This window comes from Asanoa siamensis, assembly GCF_016862555.1.
GTDB classification, from domain to species: domain Bacteria; phylum Actinomycetota; class Actinomycetes; order Mycobacteriales; family Micromonosporaceae; genus Asanoa; species Asanoa siamensis.
In genome coordinates this window covers 58977-83171 of sequence record NZ_BONE01000036.1, presented here as the reverse complement: position 1 = coordinate 83171, position 24195 = coordinate 58977, and the positions used below count along the sequence as shown (strand labels likewise).

General features: G+C 73.1%; 23 protein-coding genes and 4 pseudogenes. 12 read left to right on the top strand and 15 right to left on the bottom strand.

Features of this window, described 5'->3' with window-relative positions; all coding sequences use genetic code 11:
* On the top strand, positions 1–778 hold a 778-nt coding region (locus tag Asi02nite_RS22340; protein ID WP_239126938.1), incomplete at its 5' end, for an NAD(P)-dependent oxidoreductase.
* Here Asi02nite_RS22340 and Asi02nite_RS22335 read toward each other — a convergent pair.
* Both Asi02nite_RS22335 and Asi02nite_RS22330 read right to left on the bottom strand, forming a co-directional pair.
* Entirely contained in the window at positions 747–1940 is a 1194-nt protein-coding gene (locus tag Asi02nite_RS22335; protein ID WP_239126936.1) for a metallophosphoesterase, read from the bottom strand. The two genes, Asi02nite_RS22340 and Asi02nite_RS22335, sit on opposite strands and share 32 nt — an antisense overlap.
* A gap of 41 nt (positions 1941–1981) precedes the next feature.
* Positions 1982–2821 carry a Rieske (2Fe-2S) protein gene (locus tag Asi02nite_RS22330; RefSeq protein ID WP_239126930.1) on the bottom strand — a complete coding sequence of 280 codons (840 nt, stop codon included), beginning with the start codon at positions 2819–2821 and terminating at the stop codon, positions 1982–1984.
* Positions 2822–2942: 121 nt separating this feature from the next.
* Between Asi02nite_RS22330 and recQ the strand changes: the two are divergent.
* Positions 2943–4757, top strand: a pseudogene (recQ, locus tag Asi02nite_RS22325) (DNA helicase RecQ); the annotation flags it as partial.
* A 465-nt stretch (positions 4758–5222) separates the two neighbouring features.
* Here the strand turns inward: recQ and Asi02nite_RS22320 are convergent.
* Positions 5223–5489 (bottom strand): SHOCT domain-containing protein, encoded by a 267-nt coding sequence (locus tag Asi02nite_RS22320; protein WP_203715825.1) that lies wholly within the window; start codon positions 5487–5489, stop codon positions 5223–5225.
* 130 nt (positions 5490–5619) lie between these two features.
* Here Asi02nite_RS22320 and Asi02nite_RS22315 point away from each other — a divergent pair, with 130 nt between their 5' ends.
* From Asi02nite_RS22315 to Asi02nite_RS22305, 3 genes are all read left to right on the top strand, one after another.
* Positions 5620–6621 carry a zinc-binding alcohol dehydrogenase family protein gene (locus Asi02nite_RS22315; protein WP_239126927.1) on the top strand — a complete coding sequence of 334 codons (1002 nt, stop codon included), beginning with the start codon at positions 5620–5622 and terminating at the stop codon, positions 6619–6621.
* Between the two features lie 43 nt (positions 6622–6664).
* The gene (locus Asi02nite_RS22310) at positions 6665–8257 is read left to right on the top strand and encodes a helix-turn-helix domain-containing protein (protein ID WP_239126926.1); all 1593 of its coding nucleotides are present in this window, start codon (positions 6665–6667) and stop codon (positions 8255–8257) included.
* A gap of 95 nt (positions 8258–8352) precedes the next feature.
* Positions 8353–9627 carry an FAD-dependent oxidoreductase gene (locus Asi02nite_RS22305; protein WP_203715824.1) on the top strand — a complete coding sequence of 425 codons (1275 nt, stop codon included), beginning with the start codon at positions 8353–8355 and terminating at the stop codon, positions 9625–9627.
* A gap of 106 nt (positions 9628–9733) precedes the next feature.
* Here Asi02nite_RS22305 and Asi02nite_RS22300 read toward each other — a convergent pair whose 3' ends face one another.
* Together Asi02nite_RS22300 and Asi02nite_RS22295 are read right to left on the bottom strand one after the other, a co-directional pair.
* The gene (locus Asi02nite_RS22300; protein ID WP_203715823.1) at positions 9734–10537 is read right to left on the bottom strand and encodes an alpha/beta hydrolase; all 804 of its coding nucleotides are present in this window, start codon (positions 10535–10537) and stop codon (positions 9734–9736) included.
* A gap of 6 nt (positions 10538–10543) precedes the next feature.
* On the bottom strand, positions 10544–11596 hold the full coding sequence (locus tag Asi02nite_RS22295; protein WP_203715822.1) for a TetR/AcrR family transcriptional regulator: 1053 nt from the start codon (positions 11594–11596) through the stop codon (positions 10544–10546).
* 120 nt (positions 11597–11716) lie between these two features.
* Between Asi02nite_RS22295 and Asi02nite_RS22290 the strand changes: the two genes are divergently transcribed.
* Positions 11717–12862, top strand: coding sequence for a cytochrome P450 (locus tag Asi02nite_RS22290; RefSeq protein WP_203715821.1), 1146 nt, complete (start codon positions 11717–11719; stop codon positions 12860–12862).
* Here the strand turns inward: Asi02nite_RS22290 and Asi02nite_RS22285 are convergent.
* Both Asi02nite_RS22285 and Asi02nite_RS22280 read right to left on the bottom strand, forming a co-directional pair.
* Positions 12859–13506 carry a class I SAM-dependent methyltransferase gene (locus tag Asi02nite_RS22285; protein ID WP_203715820.1) on the bottom strand — a complete coding sequence of 216 codons (648 nt, stop codon included), beginning with the start codon at positions 13504–13506 and terminating at the stop codon, positions 12859–12861. The two genes, Asi02nite_RS22290 and Asi02nite_RS22285, sit on opposite strands and share 4 nt — an antisense overlap.
* Before the next feature lie 10 nt (positions 13507–13516).
* A complete protein-coding gene (locus Asi02nite_RS22280; RefSeq protein WP_203715819.1) occupies positions 13517–14689 on the bottom strand; it encodes an LCP family protein in 1173 nt (390 codons plus the stop codon).
* 98 nt (positions 14690–14787) lie between these two features.
* Here Asi02nite_RS22280 and Asi02nite_RS22275 point away from each other — a divergent pair, with 98 nt between their 5' ends.
* Together Asi02nite_RS22275 and Asi02nite_RS22270 are read left to right on the top strand one after the other, a co-directional pair.
* Entirely contained in the window at positions 14788–15636 is an 849-nt protein-coding gene (locus Asi02nite_RS22275) for a MerR family transcriptional regulator (protein ID WP_203715818.1), read from the top strand.
* On the top strand, positions 15633–16541 hold the full coding sequence (locus Asi02nite_RS22270) for a transglutaminase-like domain-containing protein (RefSeq protein WP_203715817.1): 909 nt from the start codon (positions 15633–15635) through the stop codon (positions 16539–16541). The genes Asi02nite_RS22275 and Asi02nite_RS22270 overlap by 4 nt, the downstream gene beginning before the upstream one ends.
* On the opposite strand, the gene Asi02nite_RS22265 is transcribed toward Asi02nite_RS22270, so the two are convergent.
* Genes Asi02nite_RS22265 through Asi02nite_RS22255 form a run of 3 tightly spaced genes read right to left on the bottom strand, consistent with a single transcriptional unit; the run spans position 16507 to position 18538 of the window.
* Positions 16507–17619 (bottom strand): damage-control phosphatase ARMT1 family protein, encoded by a 1113-nt coding sequence (locus Asi02nite_RS22265; RefSeq protein WP_203715816.1) that lies wholly within the window; start codon positions 17617–17619, stop codon positions 16507–16509. The genes Asi02nite_RS22270 and Asi02nite_RS22265 overlap by 35 nt on opposite strands.
* A gap of 20 nt (positions 17620–17639) precedes the next feature.
* Positions 17640–18023: a RidA family protein gene (locus Asi02nite_RS22260; protein WP_203715815.1), complete on the bottom strand. Its 384-nt coding sequence runs from the start codon at positions 18021–18023 to the stop codon at positions 17640–17642.
* The gene (locus tag Asi02nite_RS22255) at positions 18020–18538 is read right to left on the bottom strand and encodes a GNAT family N-acetyltransferase (RefSeq protein WP_203715814.1); all 519 of its coding nucleotides are present in this window, start codon (positions 18536–18538) and stop codon (positions 18020–18022) included. The genes Asi02nite_RS22260 and Asi02nite_RS22255 overlap by 4 nt, the downstream gene beginning before the upstream one ends.
* A 137-nt stretch (positions 18539–18675) precedes the next feature.
* Between Asi02nite_RS22255 and Asi02nite_RS22250 the strand changes: the two genes are divergently transcribed.
* On the top strand, positions 18676–20235 hold the full coding sequence (locus Asi02nite_RS22250) for a glycoside hydrolase family 10-like protein (RefSeq protein ID WP_239126925.1): 1560 nt from the start codon (positions 18676–18678) through the stop codon (positions 20233–20235).
* Here the strand turns inward: Asi02nite_RS22250 and Asi02nite_RS22245 are convergent.
* Entirely contained in the window at positions 20224–20826 is a 603-nt protein-coding gene (locus Asi02nite_RS22245) for a nitroreductase family protein (RefSeq protein ID WP_203715812.1), read from the bottom strand. The genes Asi02nite_RS22250 and Asi02nite_RS22245 overlap by 12 nt on opposite strands.
* 39 nt (positions 20827–20865) lie before the next feature.
* Here Asi02nite_RS22245 and Asi02nite_RS41760 point away from each other — a divergent pair.
* A pseudogene (locus tag Asi02nite_RS41760) lies at positions 20866–21363 on the top strand (aminotransferase class III-fold pyridoxal phosphate-dependent enzyme); the annotation flags it as partial.
* A gap of 30 nt (positions 21364–21393) precedes the next feature.
* Here Asi02nite_RS41760 and Asi02nite_RS22235 read toward each other — a convergent pair.
* Together Asi02nite_RS22235 and Asi02nite_RS22230 are read right to left on the bottom strand one after the other, a co-directional pair.
* Positions 21394–21786: pseudogene (locus Asi02nite_RS22235) on the bottom strand (YybH family protein); the annotation flags it as partial.
* Positions 21773–22432, bottom strand: coding sequence for a TetR/AcrR family transcriptional regulator (locus Asi02nite_RS22230; protein ID WP_239126924.1), 660 nt, complete (start codon positions 22430–22432; stop codon positions 21773–21775). The pseudogene Asi02nite_RS22235 and the gene Asi02nite_RS22230, both read right to left, overlap by 14 nt.
* Before the next feature lie 62 nt (positions 22433–22494).
* Between Asi02nite_RS22230 and Asi02nite_RS22225 the strand changes: the two genes are divergently transcribed.
* On the top strand, positions 22495–22776 hold the full coding sequence (locus tag Asi02nite_RS22225) for a hypothetical protein (protein WP_203715810.1): 282 nt from the start codon (positions 22495–22497) through the stop codon (positions 22774–22776).
* Positions 22773–23153, top strand: a pseudogene (locus tag Asi02nite_RS41755) (class I SAM-dependent methyltransferase); the annotation flags it as partial. The gene Asi02nite_RS22225 and the pseudogene Asi02nite_RS41755, both read left to right, overlap by 4 nt.
* Positions 23154–23417: 264 nt before the next feature.
* On the opposite strand, the gene Asi02nite_RS22220 reads toward Asi02nite_RS41755, so the two are convergent.
* Together Asi02nite_RS22220 and Asi02nite_RS22215 are read right to left on the bottom strand one after the other, a co-directional pair.
* Positions 23418–23717, bottom strand: a complete 300-nt coding sequence (locus Asi02nite_RS22220) for a thiamine-binding protein (RefSeq protein WP_203715809.1) — start codon at positions 23715–23717, stop codon at positions 23418–23420.
* Positions 23718–23732: 15 nt separating this feature from the next.
* Positions 23733–24188: an RrF2 family transcriptional regulator gene (locus Asi02nite_RS22215; RefSeq protein WP_203715808.1), complete on the bottom strand. Its 456-nt coding sequence runs from the start codon at positions 24186–24188 to the stop codon at positions 23733–23735.
* Between the last annotated feature and the right edge of the window lie 7 nt (positions 24189–24195).

Below are 24195 nucleotides of genomic sequence, written 5' to 3'. Positions count from 1 at the left end.
CGAGCGGGAGCCGGCGCCACGCGGCGAGCGGGAGCCGGCGCCACGCGGCGAGCGGGAGCCGGCGCCACGCGGCGAGCGGGAGCCGGCGCCACGCAACGTGCGCGAGGCGGCGCTGGCCGGTGTGCGGGAGGCGACCGACGCAGCCGGCGCGTGCCGCGGTGCCGACGTCGTGCTCAGCGTCAACAGCGCCGCCGACGCGCTCGACGCGCTGCGGCAGGGCCTGCCCGGCTGCCGGCCCGGCACCGTCTGGGCGGAGCTCAACACGGCCGCGCCGGCGGTCAAGCTGCAGGCGGCGGCGATCGCCGCCGGCGTCGGTGTCGAGGTCGTCGACGTGGCCATCATGGCGCCGGTGCCCGGCCGTGACCTGCGCGTGCCCATGGCCGCCAGCGGCCCCACCGCGAGCCGTTTCCGGGACCTGATCAACGCGTACGGTGCCGAGGTCACGGTCGTCGACGGGCCGGTCGGTGCCGCCGCGACGCGCAAGCTGCTGCGCAGCGTGTTCTACAAAGGACTGGCCGCCGCCGCGGTCGAGGCGCTGGCCGCCGCCCGGGCCGCCGGGCTGGAGGACTGGCTCGACGGCAACATCCGCGCGGAGCTGGCCCGGGCCGACGCCGGCACCCTGGACCGGCTCACCCACGGCTCGCTGGCCCACGCCCGCCGGCGGGTCGACGAGATGGCCGCCGCCGCTGACCTCCTCGACGACCTCGGCGTGCCGGCGCGGGTCGCGCGGGCCAGCCGGGACTGGCTCACCGACCTGGCCGGCCCGACCGCAACGTGAGCAGGGTGATCTCGCTCGGCGCGAAGACCCGGAACGGCGGACCCCAGAAACCGGTGCCGCGGCTGGTGTAGAGCTGCGTGCGCTCCCCGTGCCGGCTGAGCCCCGACAGCACGGGCTGGTCGGTCAGCACGAGATAGTGGAAGGGCCAGATCTGGCCGCCGTGCGTATGCCCGGAGATCTGCAGGTCGATGCCGTGCGCCACGGCGCCGTCGATCTGCCGCGGCTGGTGTGCCAGCAGCAGGACGGGCAGGTCCGGGTCGGCGCCGGCGAGCGCGGCCGCGTGGTCGGTGTGGTGACCCGGCTCGCCCGAGCCGGCCGCGGTGCGGTCGTCGACACCGGCCACGACCAGGCTGTCGCCGTCGCGGGTCAGCACGATGTGCCGGTTGTGCAGGGCGTCCCAGCCCAGGTCGCGCATGTGGTCGAGCCAGCCCTGGCCTTCGGAGAAATACTCGTGGTTGCCGGTCACGTACGCCCGCGCGTACCGCGCCTTCACCTGACCCAGCGGCGCGGCCTGCTCGAGCCGCTGCGCGACCGTGCCGTCGGCGATGTCGCCGGTGTGGCAGACCAGGTCGGCGTCGAGCGCGTTGACCACGTCGACGACGCCGGCCGACCAGCGCGCCCGGTCGATGGGCCCGTAGTGCGTGTCGGTCAGCAGCACCACCCGCAGGCCGTCGAGCCCGGGGCCCAGGCGCGGTATGAGCACGTCGACCGCCCGTACCCGGGAGACGCGCATGGCTTCGTAGTGACCCCAACCCAGCAGCACCAGCGCGGCCAACACCGCGGCGCCGGCCGTCACCCGCGACCGCAGCGGGTCGCCGACACCGCCGAGGAACAGGCCGAGGCGCACCACCTGCGACAGGATCGAGCAGGTGAACAGCACCCAGATGACGCCGAGCGTGGCGTCGCCGATGCGGGCGGCCCAGTCGCGGTGCCGACGGCCGTGGCCGAGCACCATGAGGCGCGTGTAGCCGAGGGCGCCGAAGAAGAACACCGCCGCGCCGAGCCCCTGGAGCCAGGCGGGCCACGACTGACCGGTGAAGACCAGCAACCCGCACGGTACGCCGAACAGCAGCAGCACCATGGTGGCCAGGGTGAGCGCCGTCCGCCGCTGCCGGCGTGGCCGGTGCGGCGGCGGCTCGGGAACGAGTTCAGCTTCGGTCACCGGCAAAGCATGTCACGACCCCTGGGTCTCCCTTGTGGACGCTACGGGAGATTCGCCTCGACGACGTCGTTCACGATTCGCGTACGCAGGATGGGCTGGTCCGATCCCGCCGGTCCGTGCATGACGAGGCCGTCCTTGAGCCGGAACGTGCTGCCGTGCCACGGGCACTCGACGCAGGCGTCCCCGTCGATGTCGACGACCCGGCCCTCGCCGAGCGGGCCGGTCTCGTGACCGCAGCGCTCGAGCAGCACCGAGACGCGGTCGCCGTCGCGGTAGACGAGCACCGGCACCTCACCGATGTTTCGCGAGACGGGCATCCCGTGCGGCAGCGCGCTCACGTCGGCCACCGGGTGCCAGCCGTCGCCGATCCGGTGCAGCTCGGAGACCGCCTGGTTGACCTGCGCGCCCTGCTTGTAGGCGAGGTGGCCGCCGAGGAAGGCGCTCACGTTGACGACACCGAACGCGGCGAACCCCAGGATGCGGCCAGTGCGGTGATCACCCTTGAGGCGGGCGGCCAGCGAGGCGGAGTAGAGCGCGACCGACACGACGTTGGCGGTGAGGTGGACGAGACCGACGCGACGCTGCTCGTGATCGAGTTCGGCCCAGTCGTTGGCACCGGCCAGCGCGGTCGGCACCGCACCCGCCACTCCCACCCCGACCAGGGCCGTCGCCGGGAACTCCTGCCCGCGCAGCGCGTCGAGGACCGCCGCACTGGTCCACGAGCCGAGCGTGAACGAGGCCAGCGCGGGGTGCAGCGGATGGCCGACCTGCACGCCGTGCAGGGCGTCCCGGAGCATGCGCGGTTTGAGGACCGCCTGCAGGCCGCGCTGGAGTGGATCACTGATCCGGTCGAGACCGGACGCCTGTTCGAGCCTGGTCATCAACTGCTTAATCATCATTTCGGGTTTCCCCCGGTCGGACCCCCCAAACGGAGTTATCCACAGGCTTTCCCGGACCCGAATTCGGGGCTCATAGAATCGCCGGGTGGCGACGTCAGCGGAGATGGTGGGAGCCGAGCCGATCGAGGTGCTGCGGCGGCTCTTCGGCTATGACACGTTCCGCAACCAGCAGGCGGAGATCATCGAGCAGCTGGTCAGCGGGGGTGACGCGCTGGTCCTGATGCCGACCGGCGGTGGCAAGTCCCTGTGCTACCAGATCCCGGCGATCGTCCGGCCCGGCACCGGCGTGGTGATCTCCCCATTGATCGCGCTGATGCAGGACCAGGTCGACGCGATGCGGGCGCTGGGGGTGCGCGCGGGCTTCGTCAACTCGACCCAGGAGTGGGGCGAGCGGCGCGACACGGAGACGGCATTCGTCGACGGCGAGCTCGACCTGCTCTACCTGGCGCCCGAGGCGCTGGGCTCGGCCAACACGATGCGCCTGCTCGAGCGCGGGCGGATATCGCTCTTCGCGATCGACGAGGCGCACTGCGTGGCGCAGTGGGGCCACGACTTCCGCCCCGACTACCTCGGGCTCTCGGTGCTCCACGAGCGCTGGCCCGAGGTACCGCGGATCGCGCTCACCGCGACCGCGACCACCGCGACCCGCGACGAGATCGCCACCCGGCTCAACCTGACCGACGCCAAGCGGTTCGTGGCGAGCTTCGACCGGCCCAACATCCAATACCGCATCGTCCCCAAGAAGAGCCCGACCAACCAGCTCCTCGAGTTCCTCCGCACCGAGCACAAGGACGACGCCGGCATCGTCTACTGCCTGTCACGCGCGTCCGTCGAGCGCACCGCCGAGCAGCTCGTGGCCAACGGCGTGCCGGCGTTGCCCTATCACGCGGGGCTCGACGCCCGCACCCGCGCCGACAACCAGTCCCGCTTCCTGCGCGAGGACGGCCTGGTCATGGTGGCGACGATCGCGTTCGGCATGGGCATCGACAAGCCCGACGTGCGCTTCGTCGCCCACCTCGACCTGCCGAAGTCGGTCGAGGGCTACTACCAGGAGACGGGCCGGGCGGGCCGCGACGGGCTGCCGTCGACGGCGTGGCTGGCCTACGGCCTGCAGGACGTGGTCCAGCAACGCAAGATGATCGAGACGTCCGACGCCGACCGCACCCGGCGCCGCGCGCTGAGCCAGCACCTCGACGCGATGCTCGCGCTCTGCGAGACGGTCGAGTGCCGCCGGGTGCAGTTGCTGGCCTACTTCGGCGAGGCCGACGGGCAGCCGTGCGGCAACTGCGACACGTGCCTGAGCCCGCCGTCCTCGTTCGACGGCACGGTCGCCGCGCAGAAGCTGCTCTCGACGGTGCTGCGCCTCGACCGGGAGCGCAACCAGCGCTTCGGGGCGGGCCAGCTCATCGACATCCTGCTCGGCCGCCAGACAGACAAGGTGACCCGCTTCAACCACGACAAGCTCACGGTCTTCGGCATCGGCACCGAACTCTCCGAGGCCGAGTGGCGCGGCGCGGTGCGCCAACTGCTGGCGCAGGGCCTGCTCGCGGTCGAGGGTGACTACGGCACGCTGTCGCTGACCGAGGCGAGCCGCGGGGTGCTCTCGAAGGAACGCCAGGTCATGCTCCGCCGCGAGCCACCGAAGACCCCCCGCCAGTCGTCGTCCCGCGGCACATCGTCGAAGTCTTCCCCGGCGCCGGCGCTGGCGGGCGAGGCGGTCGGCTCGTTCGAGCGGTTGCGGGCCTGGCGCGGCGCGACGGCCAAGGAACAGGGCATGCCGGCCTACGTCATCTTCCACGACGCGACGCTGCGCCAGATCGCCACCGACGCACCCGGCACGCTCGCTGAGCTGGGGCGCATCAGCGGGGTGGGCGAGAACAAGCTGGCCAAGTACGGCCAGCAGGTGCTCGACGTGCTGGCGGAGTCGCTCCCGGAACCGACCCCGGCCGCCGTCCCTGCGGCGGTGCCGGCGGCGCGGTCGGCGCCGGCCGGCCGGTCCGCACCACCCGAGGACGATCTGTGGGGTGATGAAGAGTTGGTCGAGCCCGATTATTACGAGTAGGTCCGCCTGGGTCGGCGCGGTTTAGGTCCCGCACGGTCCGCGACGCGGCGCCGGCCACCGCGGGCCGCCCGGAGGCAAAACCCGCGTCGTGCGGCGCCCGCCGGAGGAATCCGGGCCGTGTGAGGAGGCGAAGCCTCCCAGGGCAACGTCCGGCGCCGCGAAAGCGCGCGCCGCCCGAGGCGAAGTCCGGCCGGGAGCGAAGTCCGGCCGGGGGCGAAGCCTGCCGGGGGCGACGCCCGCCTCGGCGGGCGACCGCCGGTGCGGTTGGCGCGCCGGGCGCGCCGGGGTGCCGCACGCACACCCCAGCGCCCCCGCGCACGGTCAGCGCTTGTCGCGCAGGTTCGCGCGGCGCTCACGGAGTTCGTGTTCGTCGATCTCACCCCGGGCGTAACGGTCGGCCAACGTCTGTTCTGCGGCGTGCCGGGCCGTGCGGCCTGGCGACCGGTTCCAGATGAAATAGCCGATCACCGACACGACCAGCACCCAGAAGAGGATCGGGAACACGATCCACCAACCGGGGCCGCCGTGGTTCCAGGGGCCGTTGTGCCACGCGGGGTCCGCGGCGTAGGTCGTGAGCTCTGTCATCATCGTGCGCTCCTCACCGAGAAAGGGCCAATTTCCGTACGCTCTCGACGGTCTCCCATCCGGCCGCGCGCGACGTCAGCCGGGAAGCGGCATCCGGCGTACGCAAGCGAACGCAGCATTTAGCTTTGTGTGCATGGGCGATCTCATGCACGCGGTCGGTTACCGCCGCCCGTTGCCGATCACCGACCCGGAGAGCCTGGTCGACGCCGAGGTGCCGGTGCCGACGCCCGGCCCCCACGACCTGCTCGTCCAGGTCGAGGCCGTCTCGGTCAACCCGGCCGACGTCAAGTCGAGGTCGGGCAGCGACCCGAAGGGCTTCCGGATCCTCGGGTACGACGCCGCGGGTGTCGTGACGGCCGTCGGCGACGCGGTGACGCGGTTCGTGGTCGGTGACAAGGTCTGGTACGCGGGGCGGATCGACCGGCCCGGCAGCAACGCGCGGTTCCAGGTGGTCAACGAGCACATCGTGGGGCACAAGCCGGCCACCCTCGACTTCGCCGACGCGGCGGCGCTGCCGCTGACCACGATCACCGCGTGGGAGATGCTCTTCGACCACTTCGGGCTGACCGAACGCAGCACCGGCACGCTGCTGATGGTCGGCGCGGCCGGCGGCGTCGGCTCGATGGTCCTGCAACTCGCCCGCGCCCGCACCGGGTTGACGATCATCGGCACCGCGCGCCGCGGCGAGTCGCGGCAGTGGGCCCTCGACATGGGCGCCCACCAGGTGGTCGACCGGCACGACCTGGTCGGCTCGGTGCGCGCGGTCGCACCGGACGGCGTCGACTACATCGTGAGCCCGTTCTCCAAGGGCAACATCGACGCGTACGCGGAGCTGATCCGCCCCCTCGGCCACATCGCGGCCACCGACGAGCCGGAGGGCCTCGACCTGCTGCCCCTCAAGCCGAAGAGCGTGACCTGGCACTGGGAGCTGATGTTCACGCGGCCGATCCTGCTGCCGTCGGACACCTACCAGCACGACCTGCTGGAGGAGACGGCGAAGCTGGTCGACGCCGGCCGCTTGCGCACCACCGCGACGACCCACCTCGGCCCGATCGACGCGGCGACGATGCGCGACGCCCACGCCCGGGTCGAAAGCTCGGGCGCGATCGGCAAGGTCGTCGTCTCCGCCGGCTGACGCCGCGCACTCCACCGGAGTTCAATGGGACCCGGGAGGCAGGGTGGACACGCTCGAACGGGCCCGGGAACACCACCGCCGGCACGCGTGGGTGGACGCGTGTGCCGCGTTCCGGGCCGCCGAGCCGCTCGCCGTCGACGACCTGGAGCGGCTGGCCGAGTGCACCCAGGTGCTGGGCCGGATCGACGACGCCGTGGTGCTCCGGCAACGGCTCTACGCCGGCTACGTCTCGGCGGGGGCGGTGGGTCCCGCGATGCGCACGGCGTTCTACCTGGCGCACGCGCTCGTGGTGAAGGACGAGCCCGCCCTCGCCGGTGGCTGGCTCGCCCGCGCCCACCGGCTCGCGCCACCGGGCGCGACACCGCCCGCCGAGGTGGGCTACCTGTTGATCCCGGAGGCGGAGCGCCGTTTCGGCGCCGGCGACCCCGCCGCGGCGTTCGCCACCGCCACGGAGGTGGCGGCCTTCGGCGGCCGGCTCGGCGACCCGGACCTGACCGCGATCGCCGTGCACATCCAGGGCCGCGCCCGCATCCGCCAGGGTCGGGTCGTCGAGGGACTCGCCCTCCTCGACGAGGCGCTGGTCGAGGTCAGCTCCGGCACGACCGCGGCGCCGGTGACGAGCTGGATCTACTGCAGCGTCATCGACGCGTGCCGCGAGCTGCACGAGCTGCGCCGGGCCCGGGAGTGGACGCTCGCGCTGAACGCCTGGTGCGACGCCCGCCCGCAGTACACCGGCGTCTTCTCAGCCGTGTGCCGCATCCACCGGGCCGAGCTGCTGCTGCTCGGCGGCGACTGGCCCGGCGCGGTGCGCGAGGCGCGGCTCGCCTGTGACCAGCTCACCACGGGGTACGGCAGCGCGCTGGCCGGTGCGGCGCACTACCAGCTCGCGGAGGCGCACCGGCTGCGCGGCGACGCCGCGGGCGCGGCCGGCGCCTACCGGGTCGCGGGCTCGTTCGGCGGCCCGACCCAGCCCGGGCTCGCCCTGCTGTGGCTGGCCCAGGGGCGGGTGGAAGCCGCCGCGGCCGCGGTGCGACGGGCCTTGGGCGAGACCGAGCATCCGCTGGCCCGGGCCCGGCTCCTGCCCGCGTACGTCGAGATCATGCTGGCCGCGACCGACCTCGCGGCCGCCCGGTCCGGCGCGGAGGAGCTGCGCGGGATCGCCGTCGCGTTCGACACCGCGGGACTGCGGGCCCGCCGCGCGTACGCCGTCGGGATCGTGCACCTGAACGCTGGCGACGCGGACGCCGCGCTACCGGAGCTGCGCCGCGCCGGCGCCCTGTGGCGTGAGCTGGCGGCGCCCTACGAGGCCGCCCGCACCGGGATCGGGATCGGCCTGGCCTGCCGGATGCTGGGCGACGAGGCGTCGGCGACGCTCGAGCTCGACACGGCGCGGGAGACGCTGGGCCGCCTCGGCGCGGTCGACCCGGCGGCGCGGCCCAGCCCGGCGGGCCTCAGCCCGCGGGAGCTGGAGGTGCTGCGGCTGGTCGCCGCCGGCCGATCCAACAGGGCGATCGCGGACACGCTGTCGATCAGCGACCGCACCGTGGAACGGCACGTGAGCAACATTCTCACCAAGTTCGGCGTCGACTCGCGCACCGCGGCGGCCGCGTACGCCTTCGCCCACGGGATCCGCTGAGCGAAATCACCCATGGGTACGGGGCCCCGGTGCGTGGTCATACCGAAGCGGCGGCGCGGTGCTCCTCCCTAGCGTCGACGACGGGGTGATGACCGATGCGACACGCGATGGTGCTCGGCGCGGGAATCGGCGGGCTGTTCGCGGCCCGGGCGTTGAGCGAGGTGTACGACCGGGTCACGGTGATCGAGCGCGACCGCCTGCCCGTCGAAGCCGGACAACGGCGCGGCGTGCCGCAGGGCCGGCACGCCCACGTGCTGGTCACCGCCGGCGCGCAGGCGCTGGACCGGCTCTTTCCCGGCGCCTGCGCGGAACTGGTGGCCGCCGGCGCGCCGGTGGTCCGGGACTTCGCCGAGTTCCGGCTGGCCCCGGGCGGCGGGAGCCCGCTGCGCCTGCTCGGTCCGGCGCCCGAACCGTTCGCCTGCCTGGTCAGCCGGCCGTTCCTGGAAGCGAAGGTGCGCTCGCGGGTCCGCTCACTGTCCAACGTGGTCGTCCGCGACGGCGTGGCCGCGACCGACCTGGCCGCGGTCGGCGGGCGGGTGAGCGGCGTGCGGACCGCCGGCGGGACCCTCGACGCCGACCTGGTCGTGGACGCGACGGGCCGGGGCAGCCGGGCGCCGGCGTGGCTGTCCGCGCTCGGATACCCGGCGCCGAGCCGGGAGCGGGTTCCGATCGACCTGATGTACGTGACCCGGCGGCTGCGCCCGCGCACCCTGCCGGCGCTGGTCGTCGGGGTCAGCGCCCGGCCCGGCCGGCCGCGCGGGATCGTGCTGTTCGCGCAGGAGGACGGGCGGGCCATCCTCACCGTGTCGGGCTACGGCGGTCATCATCCGCCGCGGGACCCGGCCGGTCTGCTGGCCGCCCTGGCCGACATCGCGCCGCCGGACGTCGTGGCCGCGGTCCGCGCGGCGGACGCACTGGGGGATCCGATCGTGGCGCACTTCCCGGCGAACGTCCGGCACCGCTACGACCGGCTGCGCCGGTTCCCCGCCGGCTTCCTGGTGCTCGGCGACGCGATCTGCTCGACCAACCCGGCGTACGCGCTGGGCATGTCGGTCGCCGCCCGCCAGGCGGAGGCGCTGCGCGACGTGCTCATGGCCGGCGAGCACGACCTGGCCCGCCGGTACTTCCGCGCCGCCGCACGACCGGCCCACGCCGCCTGGGCCGCCGCGGTGGGCGGTGACCTGGCGCTGCCCGAGGTGCCGGGCCCGCGCCCGCTCCCGGTGCGCCTGGCCAGGGTCTACACAGGACGGTTGCTCCGGGCGGCGGAGCGCGACCCCGTCGTGGCACACCAGTTCCTCCGCGTCGCGGCCCTGCAGGAGCCCGCCACCCGGCTCTTCCGACCCGCGATCGCCCTCCGGGCGCTGCGCTGACTCCCCCACGCGCCACCACGACGGCACCGGCACGGCACGCGGGGCCGACACCAACAACGACTCCGCGCCTCAGGCGGGTGCCCAAACCAACGACGGCCCCAGCGCCTCAGGCGGGCGTCACCGAGACGACCGCGTCGATCAGTGGTGCGCCCGCCGCGAGCGCCGGGTCGTTGTGGTCGGCGCCCTCGACCGCGACGGCCCGCGAGGTTCCGCCGGCCCGGTCGGCGACGGTGCGGCTCTGCTCCGGCGGGACGATCGTGTCGGCCGTGCCGTAGACCACGACCGTCGGCACCTCGATCCGGGCGATCCGGTCGGCCACCGGGTACCGGTCACGGAGCATGGTCCGCACGGGCAACCACGGGTAGTGGGCGCTGCCCACCGCGGCCAGGTCGGTGAACGGTGACCGCAGCACGAGTCCCGCCGGCGGGTGCTCCGTCGCGAGTTCGGTGACCACCGCCGCGCCCAGGCTCTCGCCGAGATAGAGGACCCGATCGTCGGTGAAGCGGTCGCGCAGCGCCGCCCGGGCCGCCCGCGCGTCCCGGGCGAGGCCGCGCTCGCTCGGGCTGCCCGAATTACCGCCGTAGGCGCGGTAGTCGAACAGCAGCACCGTGAAGCCTTCGGCCGCCAAGGCCTTCGCGAGCGGCAGGCGGTCCGCCCGGTTGCCCGCGTTGCCGTTCGCGACGAGCACCGCGGCCCGCCGGTCGCGCACCCGGGACGGCGGCACCAGCCAGGCGCCGAGGGCGAGGCCGTCGCTCGTCCGCAGGACCAGCGCCTCGGTGCCCGGACCCGCGTCCCCGACCGCCGCGCTGTCCGGGAAGTAGATCAGCCGCCGCTGCAGCAGCCAGACCACGGCGAGCAGCAGCGCGATGACCACCACGAGGACGAGCGCGACGCGCGGCGCTGTTCGCATCCCGGCTCAGTTCGCGGCCGTCGCGGCGCCGTGGCAGGCGCCGTAGCCTTCCGCTCGCGCGATGATGCGGCCGTCGCGGATCACGATCGCCGCCTCCGTCGCGTCGCTGACCGACGGCACGCCTGCCGCCGCGGCGATCGCTCCCGCGTCGTCGTGCAGCACGCGCAACCGCGGCCACGACGTGGGTGGGAAGGACGCCCGCAGGCAGTTGTCCACCTCGGCCAACGTCAGCCGCGCCAGTGCGGACAGCTCCGCCGGGTCGCCGCTGACCAGGACCGCCGTGACCTCGGTGCCGGGTGGGGCCGCGCGGACCGCTTCCTCGATCGTGCTCAGGCGGTACAGGCCCAGGATCGCGACGAGGCCGCCCGCGGGTGCGCCCGCGGGCGGTGACCAGCGTTCGTCGACCGGGCGCGCACGCACCGCGAACGGCAGGTGCGGCGGCAGCCACGCGTCGTCCAGGTCCAGGTCGGCGAGTTGCGCGCAGGCCCGGACCACGTCGAACGGCTCCAGGAAACCCGGCGCGGCCGCGGCGAGCTGGCTCGCACCGTGCAATGTGGTCAGTGCCGTCTCCGCCACGCGGACCCGGCGGCCCGTGCGGGTGCGCAGGTCACCGAACGCCAAATGCTCCAGCGCCAGGCCCAGCAGCAGCGAGTTGAGCTTCATGAGCTGGGCGAACGGCCGGCGGGTCTCCTCCGACGCCAGGATCTCCGGCAGCAGGTCGGCGCCCAGGCGGGCCGGGGACCGGTCGTCGTCCATGTACATCGGCAGGCGGGCGACCCACGTCCGAGCGAACGCGGCCAGCGCCTCGCGCGGTGAGTCAGCCGTCGGCTCCGGTGCGTCCGGCTGGTCGGTCAGCATGGCGGCCGCCAGGACCGCGAAGTAGAGCGCGCGCTTGCTCGGGAAGTTGGAGTAGACCGCGCCCCGGGTGAGGTCGGCCCGCTCCGCGATCGAGTCGATCTTGGCCGAGCGGTAGCCCCGGTCGAGGAACTCCGTGCGCGCCGCGGCCAGCACCGCGGCCCTGTTGCGCTCCTGCCCCTCGGCCCGGCTGAGCCTTGCCATGCCACCCCCGTCGCGCGTCCCGGCGACGCCTGGGCTGGCGTCGCGGCGGATGTCCGTGTCAAGATATCGCCACCATTCAGATGATGTGAACATCTGATATTAACATCTGGAAAGGTCGAGATGGAGATCCAGCTCAGCGACCCGGACCTACTGCGAGACCCCATCGCCGGGTACGCGCGAGCGCGTGAACAGGCGCCGGTCGTCACCCTCACCGCGCCCGGCTTCGGGGGCATGCGCGCCGTGACCCGGCACGCGGAGGCGCGGGCCATGCTCGCCGACCCGCGGTTCACGCTCGGGGACGACAGCTACCAGCACCTCGACGTGCCGGAGCACTGCCGGCCCTACCTGCGCACCATGCAGCACCTGGACGGCGCCGAGCACGCCCGCCTGCGCCGCCTCGTCACGCCCGAGTTCTCCGCCCGCCGCGCGGCGGAGCTACGGCCGCGGATCGCGCACACCGTCGGGACGCTGCTCGACCGGCTCGAGCAGGCCGCCGGCCCGGACGGCACCGTCGACCTCCAGGAGCACTTCGCCACCCCGCTGCCGATGGAGGTGATCTGCGACCTGGTCGGCGTGCCGGCCGAGAGCCGTCCACAGTGGCACGTCTTCGGCGCCGCGGTAGCCGCCGGGCAGGGCGCGGCCTTCACCGCCGCCGTGCCCGCGATCATCGACGGCGCGCGCGAGGTCGTGTCACACCGCCGCGCGACACCCGGGCCCGACGTGATCAGCCGCCTCCTGCGCGCCGACGGGCTGACCGAGACCGAGCTCGTCACCTTCGCCTGGCACCTCGCGCTCGCGGGCCAGACCCCGACCAACCTGATCGCCAACGCGGTGCCGACCCTGCTCGCCCACCCCGACCAGCTCGCCGCGCTCACCAACGGTCCGGCCGCCGGGGTCGAGGAGCTGCTGCGCTGGTGCGGGCCACAACTGTTGACCATCCCCCGCCAGGCCCAGGAGGACGTCGAGATCGGCGGCGAGCTGATCCACAAGGGCGAGCAGGTCACCGCCGTGCTGGCCGCCGCCAACCGCGACCCCCGCGCCTTCACCGACCCGGACCGCTTCGACGTGCACCGCACCCCGAACAACCACCTCAGCTTCGCCCACGGCTCGCACTTCTGCCTCGGCGCCCCACTCGCCCGCGTCCAGACCGAGGTAGCCCTGACGACCCTGTTCGCCCGTTACCCGAACCTGACCCTGGCCGAGGCGCCGACCCGCACCATGGACCCGACCACCTGGCGCTTCCCGACCGTCAAGGTCACGCTCTAGGCACCACGCCGGGCCAACAGATAGCAGCGGCGGCTCGGGTACTCCGCCGACGGCACCGGCGACCGCAGCGTGCTGGCCGACACGGAGAACCCGGCCGCCGCCAGGTCGAAACTCACCACGGCCGGGTCGAGATAGAACGCGTCCAGGTCGACGGCCGCCCCGAACCACTCGGCGAGGTGCTGCACGCTCCCCGCCGGCTGGTCGGCCGCCGACACGTGGAAGGCGATCAACACCCACCCGCCCGGCGCCAGGGCGCGGGCGAACTCGGCGAAGGCCACCGCCCGCTCCTCGGCCGTCAGATGGATGATCGAGTAGAAGGCGACGATCCCCGACCACGCGCCGTCGGCCACCGGCAGGTCCAGCATCGAGCCCACCTCGAAGCTCAGCTCCGGCGCCGCCGACCGGGCGAGCGCGACCATCTCCGGCGACAGGTCGACGCCGACCACCGCGCGGTGCCGGGCCGCCAGGTGCCGCGTCACGTGCCCGGGACCGCAGCCGACGTCGGCCACGATGCCCGGGCAGAGTTCGAGCAGCGCGTCGAGCAGCGCCCGGTCGACCGGCTTGGCCGCCAACTCCGTGCGCAGCGCAGCGTCGTAGGCGGTGGCCACCGTGTCGTACGCGTCCCGGATCCGGCTCTCCGACATTCCCGGGACGCTACCGGTTGACCATGTCCGGGTTCGCGGCGATGAACGCGTCGGCCGTGCCCGCCGCGAGCGCCGCGAAGAACTCCTTGGCCTCCGGCTGCAGGGCCTCACCGGCGTACGAGCCGCTGGAGTTGCGCACGGTCCCGCCCTTGAGCTTGACCATCGTGATCGAGTCCTGCCGCATGCCCCGCAGCGCCAGCGCGAACTCGGCGACGCTGTGCCCCCGCCCGTTGAACACCAGCGACTCGCCCGCCGCCCGGATCACCCGGTCGAGCTTGGGGAAGTCGGTCAGCACGTCCTTGCTCAGCGCCTGCTGCGCCATCGCCTTGACGAACTGCTGCTGGTGCCGCTGCCGCCCGTAGTCGCCGTCCTTGACGGTGTAGCGCTGCCGCACGTAGTCGAGCGCCTGCCACCCGCTGAACGTGTGGGTGCCCTTGGTGTATTTCGCCTGCGGGCCGTAGTAGGGATGCTCGCACCCACAGCCGTTGTTCGGCCGGTGCTTGCCGTCGGGCGTCATGTGCTCCGAGTAGACGACGTCCTGGTCGACGGTCATCGTGACGCCGCCCATCGCGTCCACGATCTTCTTGAAGCCGTTGAAGTTGACGATCGCGCCGGCGTCGAACCGCTCGATCCCGGTGTAGCGGCTCACGGTGTTCGACAGCAGCTCGAACCCCCTGGCCCGGTCGGGGGTGCTACCACCAGGAACCCGGCTGCCCCGCGCCATCGCGGAGTTGAGCCGGTCGCGGCCACCGTCGAAACCGGCCTTCGGAAACGGCGGGATCTCGACGACCAGGTCCCGCGGCAGCGAGAACAGATAGCCGCGGTCGAGCCCGGCGGGAATGTGCATGATCATGATGGAGTCGGCCAGGGGAAGCTGCTTCTCCTCGCGCGGGTCGATCCCGACGAGCAGGATGTTGAGCGGACCCTTGATGTCACTCTTCGGCTCGACGTCGGTGCCCTCGCCGAACAGGTCCTCGGTGGTGACGGCGCCCTCGTAGCGGGCCAGCAGCGCCTGCGACGTGACGATCAGGCCGCCGCTGGCGACCATCAGCACCGCGCCCACGATCACACAGATCCGGGCCCAGCGCGGAATCGTCGAGCGGCGCTTCTTCTTCTCCGGAGCATCAGCGGATTTATCGGAGTTGGCGGGAATATCGGAACTGGCGGGAATGTCGGGCGGCATGCGGCGTCCTCCCCGTCGCTTATTAGAGAGACGCATCCAGATACCCGCAACGTTGCGCTCTTTACCTTGTCCCTTGGTCAAGGTGAAGACTTGCTCTCATGGACGTGCGCGACCTGACCATCGGCGAGTTCGGCCGCCGAACCGGTTTGTCACCCAAAGCCCTGCGGCTGTACGAGGTGTCGGGGCTCCTGAAGCCGGCCAGCGTCGACCCGGCCACCGGCTACCGGCGCTACACCACCGACCAGGTCGACCGCGCCCGCCGGATCAGCCTGCTCCGCCAGCTCGACATGCCGCTCGCGATCGTCGCCGAGGTGCTGGCCGCCGACGACGACGCGGACGCGGCCATCCGGCTCGAACGCTGGTGGCAGGCGCAGGAGGCGCAGGCCCGCGCCCGCCGGGCCAGCGTCGACTATCTGCGCGCGCAGCTCACCCGCAGCGGGCCGGCCCGCACGCCGTACCCGGTCACGATGCTCGAACGACCGTCGACCAAGGTCGCCACCATCACCCGCGAGTGTGACCAGCAGTCGATCGTGCCGACCTCGCTCGCCTGCGCGGCCGAGATCGACGCGCACCTGCGGGCGGCCGGCGCCGAGCCGGCCGGCGAGCGGTGGTTCCTGTTCCACGGCCACGTCACCCCCGACAGCGAGGCCCCGGTCGAGGTCGCGCTGCCGTTCACCGGCACCGTCGAACCGGCCGGCGACATCGTCATCCGGGTCGAGCCGGCACAGACCCTCGCGGCCGTCACGGTCACCCGCGGCGACTGCTTCTATCCCAAGATCATGTTTGCGTACGACGACGTCGAGGACCACGTCCACGCGGCCGGCCTGCCGACGACCGGCGCGCCCCGCGAGATCTACTTCGCCGAATGGTCCGAGATCACCGACGACGACCCGTTCGTGCACGTCGCCGTTCCCGTCCGATCCACAGTGGAGAGTCAACAGCGATGAACCTCACCCGGCAGACCGCCTACAGCGATCCCGGCGCGTACGCGCACCTCTTCGACGACCTGCCCACCGACCCGCGCGAGCTGACCGCGGTGGTGCGCAACGTCATCACGCACTACCGCGACCCCCACGTCACGCTCCCGGCCGCGCACGTGCAGGACGTCAACCACCGGTGGATCGACCGCCTGCTCGCCACCGACCAGTCCCGGCACGCCGCCCCGCTCGACCGGCCCCGCGCCGCCGACGCCCGGGTCGGCGGCTGCTGCCGCGACTTCTCCCTGCTCGCCGTCGCGGCGCTGCGGCACCGGGGCGTCCCCGCCCGCGTCCGGATCGGCTTCGCCGACTACTTCTTCGTGCCGGGCTGGCACCACGACCACGTGGTCGCCGACTACTGGGACGGCGACCGCTGGGTGCTCGCCGACCCGCAGATCGGGCCCGGCGACTGGCCCTTCGACCCCGACGACATGCCGCGCCCCGAGTCGGCCGGTGCCCCGTTCGCGACCGCCGCCGCGGTGTGGACCGCCTACCGGCGCGGCGAGGTCGACGCCGACACCTACGGCGTGGACCCGTCGATGCCGCTGCGCGGCGAGTGGTTCATCCGGGACTACGTGCTCGGCGAGCTGGCCGCCCGGCAGGGCGACGAGGTGCTGCTCTGGGACGTCTGGGGCGACATGTCGGACGACGTCGACCCGGCCCGCGCCGCGCTGGCCGACGAGATCGCGGCCCTGCTGCTGGCCGCCGAGGCCGGCGACGCCGCGGCCGACGCGGAGTTGGCCGAGCGTTACCGGGCCGACGACCGACTCAACCCGCGCGGCCGGGTGACCTGCCTGTCACCGGTCGGCGAGCCGTTCGTGGTCGACCTGGCGACCCGCGTCACCTCACCTGCACCAGCCCGTGCCGCCCACTGACCCGCCAGCGGGGCTCGTCGGCGTCCAGCCGGTCGACAATGGATTGCCGGAGGCCGACGACGACCTCCGACTTGCAGGTGCGTAGCGCGACGACCGGCACGCCGAGATCGGCGGCCGCGACCGGGAACGGTGTCACGGGGTCCCAGTCGCGGTCGCCGACGAGCCGGCGGTAGTTGAGGTCGCCCTTGACGACGACCACCCCGTGCGCGGCGAGGTCGGCCGACAGGTCCGCCGGCAGGGCCCGGAAGTCCAGCGGCGCGCACCAGAACGCGTGGGTACGCACGGCCACGCGCGAATCCAACGCCCGCCCGAGCCGGGCGCAGGCGGCCTCCACATCGGACGGCGTCGCGTCGGAGACGTAGTAGGGCGCGGGCTTGACGTGCAGCGTGACCCGGTCGGCCAGGCCGGTGTCGAGCAGCCAGTTGACCAGCACCAGGTCGGCCAGCAGCTCGCGACCGGCGTTGTCGGTGACCACGCACACCGCGCCCGGCCGGGCACCCAGCGCCGCCCGCAGCGCGGCGGTCTCGTCGACGAGCAGCTCGTCGGGCGCCGCCGGGTCGTCGGCGGAGACGGGCTCCTGCATCCGGAAGCTCAGGTCGGCGCGGTTGCCGAACACGGCCGCCTTGACCACGGTCGCCAGGCCGGCGTCCGTCGGTTCGGCCGGCAGCGCGGCGACCCAGCCCAGGTCCCGGTCGAGCGCCAGGTCGGCGAGCTCCGGCTCCTTCATGGGCCGGAACGGGTCGACGCCCTGCCACGGCCCGGGGCGGAAGTAGTCGACGGCATCGAGAATCCGCCGGTAGAAGTAGCTCTCGGCCCACAGGAACGGCGCGTCCGCCCAGGGTCGGCCGAACTGGCCGCGGTCCCAGGCGTCCCAGTCGGCCAGGTCCGGCGCGTCCCCGGGCAACCGCTGGATCACCCCGGTCAGCGACTCGTCGAGCAGGGCCCGCAGCGCTGCCCGCTGCGCCGCGCCGTAGGGTCGCCCGACCTGCTCGACCAGCGTGGGATGGCGCTGGTGGAACACCTCCCGCGCGTACCGACCCTCGGTGCCGACCAGCAGTTCGCCCGGTGTGTTCCGCACGCCTCCATCGTCGCCTGCCGTCACCGGCGCCGGGCGTCGACCTCGATCTCGAACCGCATCGCGGGCTCGGCGAGCCCGCAGACGAGCATCGTGGCGGCCGGTCGCACCTCGCCGAACGCGGCGCGCAGCGTCGGCCAGCAGGGCTCGAAGTCGGCGCGGTCCGGCAGCAGGTAGCGCACCCGGACCACGTCGGCCAGCGTGCAGCCGGCCTCGGCCAGCGCCGCCTCGACGTTGCGGATCGCCTGCGCGCACTGCGCCACCACGTCGTCGGCGATACTCATCGTGGCGTAGTCGTAGCCCGTCGTGCCGGAGACGTGCACGCGGTCGCCGTCGACCACCGCGCGGGCGTACCCGATCCGCTCTTCGAAGACGGACCCGCTGGAGATGCTCCGCCGCTCGCTCACGCCGGCTGCCAGTCGTCGTTGATCCGCTGGAACAGCACGTGGTCGTGCCACTCGCCGGCCACGTGCAGGTAGGAGCGGGCGACACCGATCCGCTCGAAGCCGTTGCGCTCCAGCACCTTCTGCGAGGCGATGTTGTCGAGCTTGGTGCCGGCCTGCACCCGGTGCAGGCGGAACTCGCCGAACGCCGTCTCGAGCATGAGCGCGGCCGCCTTCGAGGCGACGCCGCGGCCGTTGGCAGCCTGGGCCACCCAGTAGCCGAGGTTCGCGGACTGCGCGGGGCCGTACTCGATCACGCTGAGGGAGATCATCCCGACGATCTCGCCGTCGGACTCGATGACGCAGCGGTGGACGTGGGGATCGGAGTGCACGGCCTCGATCCGTTCCAACTGCCCCGCGGCGGTGTAGAAGGACTCGGCGCGGTCGGGTTCGAACGGGGCGAGGAACTCGCGATTGGCGAGGTAGACGGCGGCGAGCGGCGCGGCGTGGGTCGTCTCGAGCGGGCGGATCTGCACCATCGCCCGATTCAACCAGCCCGCGCCGCGCCCCGACCGCCCGGGCCGCGCCCGCTGTTTCGTACCTGAAGGGGTCGCTTTCCTTATGTGGGCCTTTGCTCCGTTGACCGCGTCCACATCATGGGCCTAGCGTCTTGCGGGTGCAGCGTCGGTTGCTCATCGGGTTGGTGGTCGTCGTTCTCGCGGTGACGGTGCCGGCCGGTGTCAGCCTGCTCGGAAACGACTCCGAGAAGGGTCCGGACAACGCTCCCGCCGGCGCGACGGCCATCTGTGACACCGCGAACCTGGTCGCCAAGCGCGAGTTGCGCGGCATGTGGCTGACCACCGTCAGCAACATCGACTTTCCCAGCAAGCCGGGCCTGCCCGAGGCCAAGGTCAAGGCCGAATACCTGGGCTGGCTCGACCTCGCCCAGAAGATGAACCACAACGCGGTGTTCGTGCACGTGCGGCCGAGCGGCGACGCGTTCTGGCCGTCCCCGTACGCGCCCTGGTCGGAATGGCTGACCGGCGAGCGCGGCAAGGACCCGGGCTGGGACCCGCTGGCCTGGATGGTGACCGAGACGCACGCCCGCAACCTAGAGTTCCACGCCTGGTTCAACCCCTACCGGGGCAGCCAGCCGGCGACCTCCGGCGGCGCGGGCGCCGACTTCGCCAAGCTCGCGCCCGACCATCCGCTGCGCAAGCACCCGGAGTGGGCGGTGGCCTTCCCCGAGGGCGAGAAGAACAGCCGCTTCTACTTCGACCCGGGCGTCCCCGAGGCCCGCCGGCACGTCGAGGACGCGATCCTCGACGCCGTCAACCGCTACGACATCGACGGCGTGCACTTCGACGACTTCTTCTACCCCTACCCCGAGGGCTACGAGTTCAACGACGACCGCAGCTACGCAAGGTACGGCGGCGGGATGTCCCGCGGCGACTGGCGGCGGTCCAACGTGGACACCTTCGTCCGCGAGATCGGCGAGCGGATCCGGGCGACCAAGCCGTGGGTACGGTTCGGCCTGAGCCCGTTCGGCATCTGGCGCAACAAGGCCAACGACCCGGCCGGCTCACCGACCAAGGGCCTGGAGAGCTACGAGGCCATCTACGCCGACACCCGCAAGTGGGTCCGGGAGCGCTGGCTCGACTACATCGTGCCGCAGCTCTACTGGAACATCGGCTTCGACAAGGCCGACTACGCCAAGCTGCTGCCCTGGTGGGTCGACACCGTCAAGGACACCGGCGTGCAGCTCTACATCGGACAGGCCGACTACCGGATCGGCGAGGCGGGCCCGTGGAGCGAGCCCGCCCAGATCGACCGGCAACTCGCGCTCAACGACCGCTACCAGGTGGCCGGCAGCATCCACTTCAGCGCCAAGCAGGTGAAGGCCGACCGGCTCGGCGCGGTGACCCGCTACCGCGACGCGCACTACGCCCAGCCCGCCCTGGTGCCCACCATCGACCGGCTGCGCGACGGGCGGCCGCCGGCGCCGGAGCCGACCGGGGCCCGGCTCGACGGCGACCGCACCGTGTTGACCTGGCGGCCGGTCGACGACGTGACCGGCTACGCCATCTACCGCGCCGACCCGGTCGCCCGCAACGCCGGCCTCGTCGCGACCGTGCGGGCCACCGACCTGCCGAGTTGGATCGGCCCGGCCGGCAGCTACTGCGTCACGTCGCTGGACCGCGCCAACAACGAGAGCACGCCCGTGCTAATCGGGTGAGCCCCAGTTGCCGCGGAACACCACGTCCTGCGTCGGCCGCCGGCGCCCGCGCAGGTCGCGCGGCGGCTCGTCGCTGTAGCCGACCGAGATCGCGCCGATCGGGCGGTAGCCGGCCGGCACCCCGAACTCCTTCTTGAACGGCTCGATCCCGTCGATCGGCAGGCCGAAGAAGCAGGCGCCCAGCCCCGCGTCGACCGCGGTCAGCAACATCAGCAGCGACGCCATGCCCGTGTCGATGTCCCAGTACGGCGCCGGCCACCACGCGTCCGAGCGGTCCTCGTGGCCCTTGTCCGGGGCCGCGTACCGGTCGAGGTAGGCGTCCTTGTGCGCGCACGGCACGATCAGCAGCGGCGCGGCGAAGTGGGAGGCGAACCACTTCTCGGGCTCCGCGCAACGGCGCATGGCCGCCCGGAACCGTTCGAGGTCGGCGGCGGTGTCGAGGACCAGGAAACCCCAGCCCTGCGAGAAACCGGCCGACGGGGCGCGCAGGCCGTTGCGCAGGATCCGGTCGACGACCTCGGGCGGCACCGGACGGTCGGGCTCGTAGCTGCGTACCATCCGGCGCTTACGGACGACATCCTGAAACTCCATGCCGGTACCGTACCGCCGCCCGGCTGGTACGGTGCGGCGATGATCGACCGCGATCGACTCCTGGCGCTGCTCGCCCGCGAGCGGGCGGCGTTCGTCGCCACGCACCCCCGGTCGGCCGGGGCCTACGCGGCCGCCGGCAACCTCTTCGGCCAGGTGCCGATGACGTGGATGAACAAGACCGCGGGCGGCTTCCCGGTCTACGCGGCCGGGGCGCGCGGCGCCCGGGTGACCGATGTGGACGGACACAGCTACGTCGACTTCTCGCTCGGCGACACCGCCGCGATGGCCGGGCACTCCCCGGCGCCGGTGGTCGCCGCCGTGACCGACCGGCTCGCGGCCGGCGGCGGCCTGGCCACCATGCTGCCGTCCGAGGACGCCGCCTGGGTCGGCGCCGAGCTGGCCCGGCGGTTCGGCGTGCCACGCTGGAGCTTCACGCTGACCGCGACCGACGCCAACCGCTGGGCGATCCGGCTGCTGCGCGCGGTCACCGGGCGGCCGCGGGTCCTGGTCAACTCCTACTGCTACCACGGCTCGGTCGACGAGTCGCTGATCCTAGCTGTCGTCGGCGAACGAGTGGTGCTCGTGCGTCACTTGCCAGCGGTCGTCGCTCTTGCGCAGGCCCACGGTGAGCCGCAGTCGCAGGTCGGGCTTCGCGGCCAGCTCCTCCGGTGTGCCGCAGCGCAGCAGGGCGTGCGCGAAGGCCACGTCGTCGCCGGCCGTCACGTCGAGTGACTCGAGCGTGAACTCGGCACCCTGCCGCTGCCAGACGAAGAAGTCGGGCCAGGTCTCGCGATAGGCGTCCAGACCACGAACACCGGCGTACGGCGGCGGCACGTCGAACATCACGATGTCGTCGGCGTGGTCGGCGAGCACGCCGTCGAGGTCACCGGCCGCGACGGCGGCGACCCAGCGCCGGATCAGGTCGTCGATCGCGGTGCGGTCGGCGTCAGTCGTCGTCATGGTGCTCCTCCTTCTCCCCGCAGAGTTGCGGTCGCAAGGTGTCGAACGCCCACCGCTCGAAGCGCGCGGGTGACCAGCCCCGGTCGCGCACGAGCAGCAGGTAGAGCTCCGGGGAGAGGACGCCGTAGAGCAGGTCGGCGGCGTCGGTGGCGGAGACGCCGGGCCGGCCGCCGGGCTTGCCGACCAGCGACCGGGCCGCGGCCGTCGCGACCGTGTAGCGGGGGTCCGCGTCGGGCCAGAGCCCCGCGATCTCGGGATCGGTCGCGCCGGCCGACTCGACCGTCTTGATGATCGGTGCGACCCGGTCGAGCACGACGGTGGTGCCGGCGACGTGTGCCCGCAGGTGGGCCTGCGCGGTGGGCGCCTCGATCCCGGCCCGGAACCAGTCACGGTCCACTGTGGCCACCGGCTCCTCGTCACCGGCGATCGTGACGTCGACCATCTCCTTGAACAGCGAACGCTTGTTGCCGAACGTGAAGTAGATGGTCTGCACAGCCACGCCGGCGGCGGCCGCGACGTCGGCCAGCGTGGTCGCGCCGTACCCCTGCTCCACGAAGAGCCGCCGCGCCGCGTCGAGCATGCGCGTGCGCGTCTCGCGCGCTTTCACGGTGCGCCGGTTCGGAGCCCGGCCCTTGACGCCCGTCACCCAGCTAGTGTAACTCTAGAGTCAACCACTAGTGAGCTACTCTAGCGAAATGGGGTACGGAGATGACGATCGTCCGCGTCACCAGGTTCACCACGACCACCGACACCGGCGCCCTGCTGGCCAAGCGGGCCGAACTCATCGACGCCGTGCGCGCGCGCTTCGCCGGCCCGGTCACCACCCGGCTGGTCCGAGACGCCGAGGCGACCTGGACGGACACCTGGACCTGGCCGTCGGCAGCGGCCGCGGACGCCGCCGGCGAGGCCCGACTGCCGCTCGCGGCGGAGGCGTTCGCCCTGGTCACACTCCAGGGTGTCGAAACGGCCGAGGTGGTCGACGAGCGATGACCGACGACGCGACCCGGCGCTGGCTCGACGCGACCTGGACCTTCGTCCGCGCCGCGCTCCCGCCGGCGCCGGCCCGGGCGCTCGAGGTCGGCTGCGGCCCGGCCGGCGGTTTCGTCCCGGCGCTCCGCGCGGCCGGCTACGACGCGGTGGGCGTCGACCCGGCCGCGCCCGCCGGCCCCGGTTTCCACCAGGTGGAGTTCGAACACTGGACGCCGCCGGCGCCCGCCGACGTCGTCGTGGCGTGCACCTCGCTGCACCACGTCGACGACCTCGACCACATGGTCGACCGGATCGCCGCCGCGACGCGACCCGGCGGCACGCTGGTGGTGGTCGAGTGGGCGCACGAGCGGTTCGACGAGCGCACGGCCCGGTGGTGCTTCGACCGGCTGCCCCCCGGCGAAGGTTGGCTGCACCACCACCGGCAGCGCTGGCGGGATTCGGGTGTCCCGTGGACGGCCTATCTCGACGACTGGGTGGCGGCGGAGGGTCTGCACCGGGCCGACGCCATCGTCGCGGCGCTGGGCCGGCAGTTCCGCGCCCGGTCGCTGGTGGCGGCGCCGTACTTCTTCGCCGACCTGGGCATCACCGAAGCCGCCGAGCGGGCCGCCGGGATCGCGCTGACCGGGCTGCGCTGGGTCGGGTCAGCCGAGCAGGCGGTCGATCGTCGAGACCTTGCTGTCCAGGGCGCCCGCGACGCCCTCGCGCCAGTCGACCTTGATGACCGTCGAGGTGCGGGGGGCGCGGGCCTGGACGGCCGCGACGGCCGCGCGGACCACGCCCATCGCCTCGTCCCAGGACTCGCCCTCGACGGTGGTGAACATGGCATCGGTGCGGTTGGGCAGGCCGGACGCGCGGACGACCCGGATGGCCTCGGCGACGAGCTCGCCGACGGCCTCGCCGGTGCCCAACGGGGTCACGCTGAACGCCACCAGGACTGACATATGGGGCAGACTAGCTCAGCGCGGCTGCCACGCGTCGGGCAGTGTGGTGAGCTTCCGGATGTGCGCGGGCAGCTTGCCGCTCAGCACGTCGGCCAGTGACGTCTCGTCGACCACCTCGCGCACGGCCGCGCGCACCGCGACCCAGACGCGGGGCAGGTTCTCCGCGGAGCCCTCGTAGGCGGTCTCCTCGGGGCGCATGCCCCGGACGCCGGCCAGCGGCCCGTCGACCGCCCGCAGGATCGCGCCGATCGTCACCTCGCGCGGCGGCTGCGTCAGCGTGTAGCCGCCCTCGGCACCGCGCTGGGCGCGGACGATGCCGGCCCGGCGCAGGTCGGCGAGGACCGCCTCGAGGAACTTGCGCGGCATGTCCTGGTCGGCCGCCAGTGCCTGGGCTGACATCACCGACGGGTACGCCGCGGCGAGGCTCAGTGCCGCGCGGACCGCGTAATCGCCCCGCGCCGAAATCTGCACGGGACCA

Bases quoted from the DNA above. Each gene is read 5' to 3' on its own strand.
- Asi02nite_RS22330 (WP_239126930.1), bottom strand. From the start codon at position 2,821: ATGACCAGGCTCGAACAGGCGTCCGGTCTCGACCGGATCAGTGATCCA.
- Asi02nite_RS22320 (WP_203715825.1), bottom strand. From the start codon at position 5,489: ATGATGACAGAGCTCACGACCTACGCCGCGGACCCCGCGTGGCACAAC.
- Asi02nite_RS22315 (WP_239126927.1), top strand. From the start codon at position 5,620: ATGGGCGATCTCATGCACGCGGTCGGTTACCGCCGCCCGTTGCCGATC.
- Asi02nite_RS22305 (WP_203715824.1), top strand. From the start codon at position 8,353: ATGCGACACGCGATGGTGCTCGGCGCGGGAATCGGCGGGCTGTTCGCG.
- Asi02nite_RS22300 (WP_203715823.1), bottom strand. From the start codon at position 10,537: ATGCGAACAGCGCCGCGCGTCGCGCTCGTCCTCGTGGTGGTCATCGCG.
- Asi02nite_RS22295 (WP_203715822.1), bottom strand. From the start codon at position 11,596: ATGGCAAGGCTCAGCCGGGCCGAGGGGCAGGAGCGCAACAGGGCCGCG.
- Asi02nite_RS22290 (WP_203715821.1), top strand. From the start codon at position 11,717: ATGGAGATCCAGCTCAGCGACCCGGACCTACTGCGAGACCCCATCGCC.
- Asi02nite_RS22285 (WP_203715820.1), bottom strand. From the start codon at position 13,506: ATGTCGGAGAGCCGGATCCGGGACGCGTACGACACGGTGGCCACCGCC.
- Asi02nite_RS22280 (WP_203715819.1), bottom strand. From the start codon at position 14,689: ATGCCGCCCGACATTCCCGCCAGTTCCGATATTCCCGCCAACTCCGAT.
- Asi02nite_RS22275 (WP_203715818.1), top strand. From the start codon at position 14,788: ATGGACGTGCGCGACCTGACCATCGGCGAGTTCGGCCGCCGAACCGGT.
- Asi02nite_RS22270 (WP_203715817.1), top strand. From the start codon at position 15,633: ATGAACCTCACCCGGCAGACCGCCTACAGCGATCCCGGCGCGTACGCG.
- Asi02nite_RS22255 (WP_203715814.1), bottom strand. From the start codon at position 18,538: ATGGTGCAGATCCGCCCGCTCGAGACGACCCACGCCGCGCCGCTCGCC.
- Asi02nite_RS22245 (WP_203715812.1), bottom strand. From the start codon at position 20,826: ATGGAGTTTCAGGATGTCGTCCGTAAGCGCCGGATGGTACGCAGCTAC.
- Asi02nite_RS22225 (WP_203715810.1), top strand. From the start codon at position 22,495: ATGACGATCGTCCGCGTCACCAGGTTCACCACGACCACCGACACCGGC.
- Asi02nite_RS22220 (WP_203715809.1), bottom strand. From the start codon at position 23,717: ATGTCAGTCCTGGTGGCGTTCAGCGTGACCCCGTTGGGCACCGGCGAG.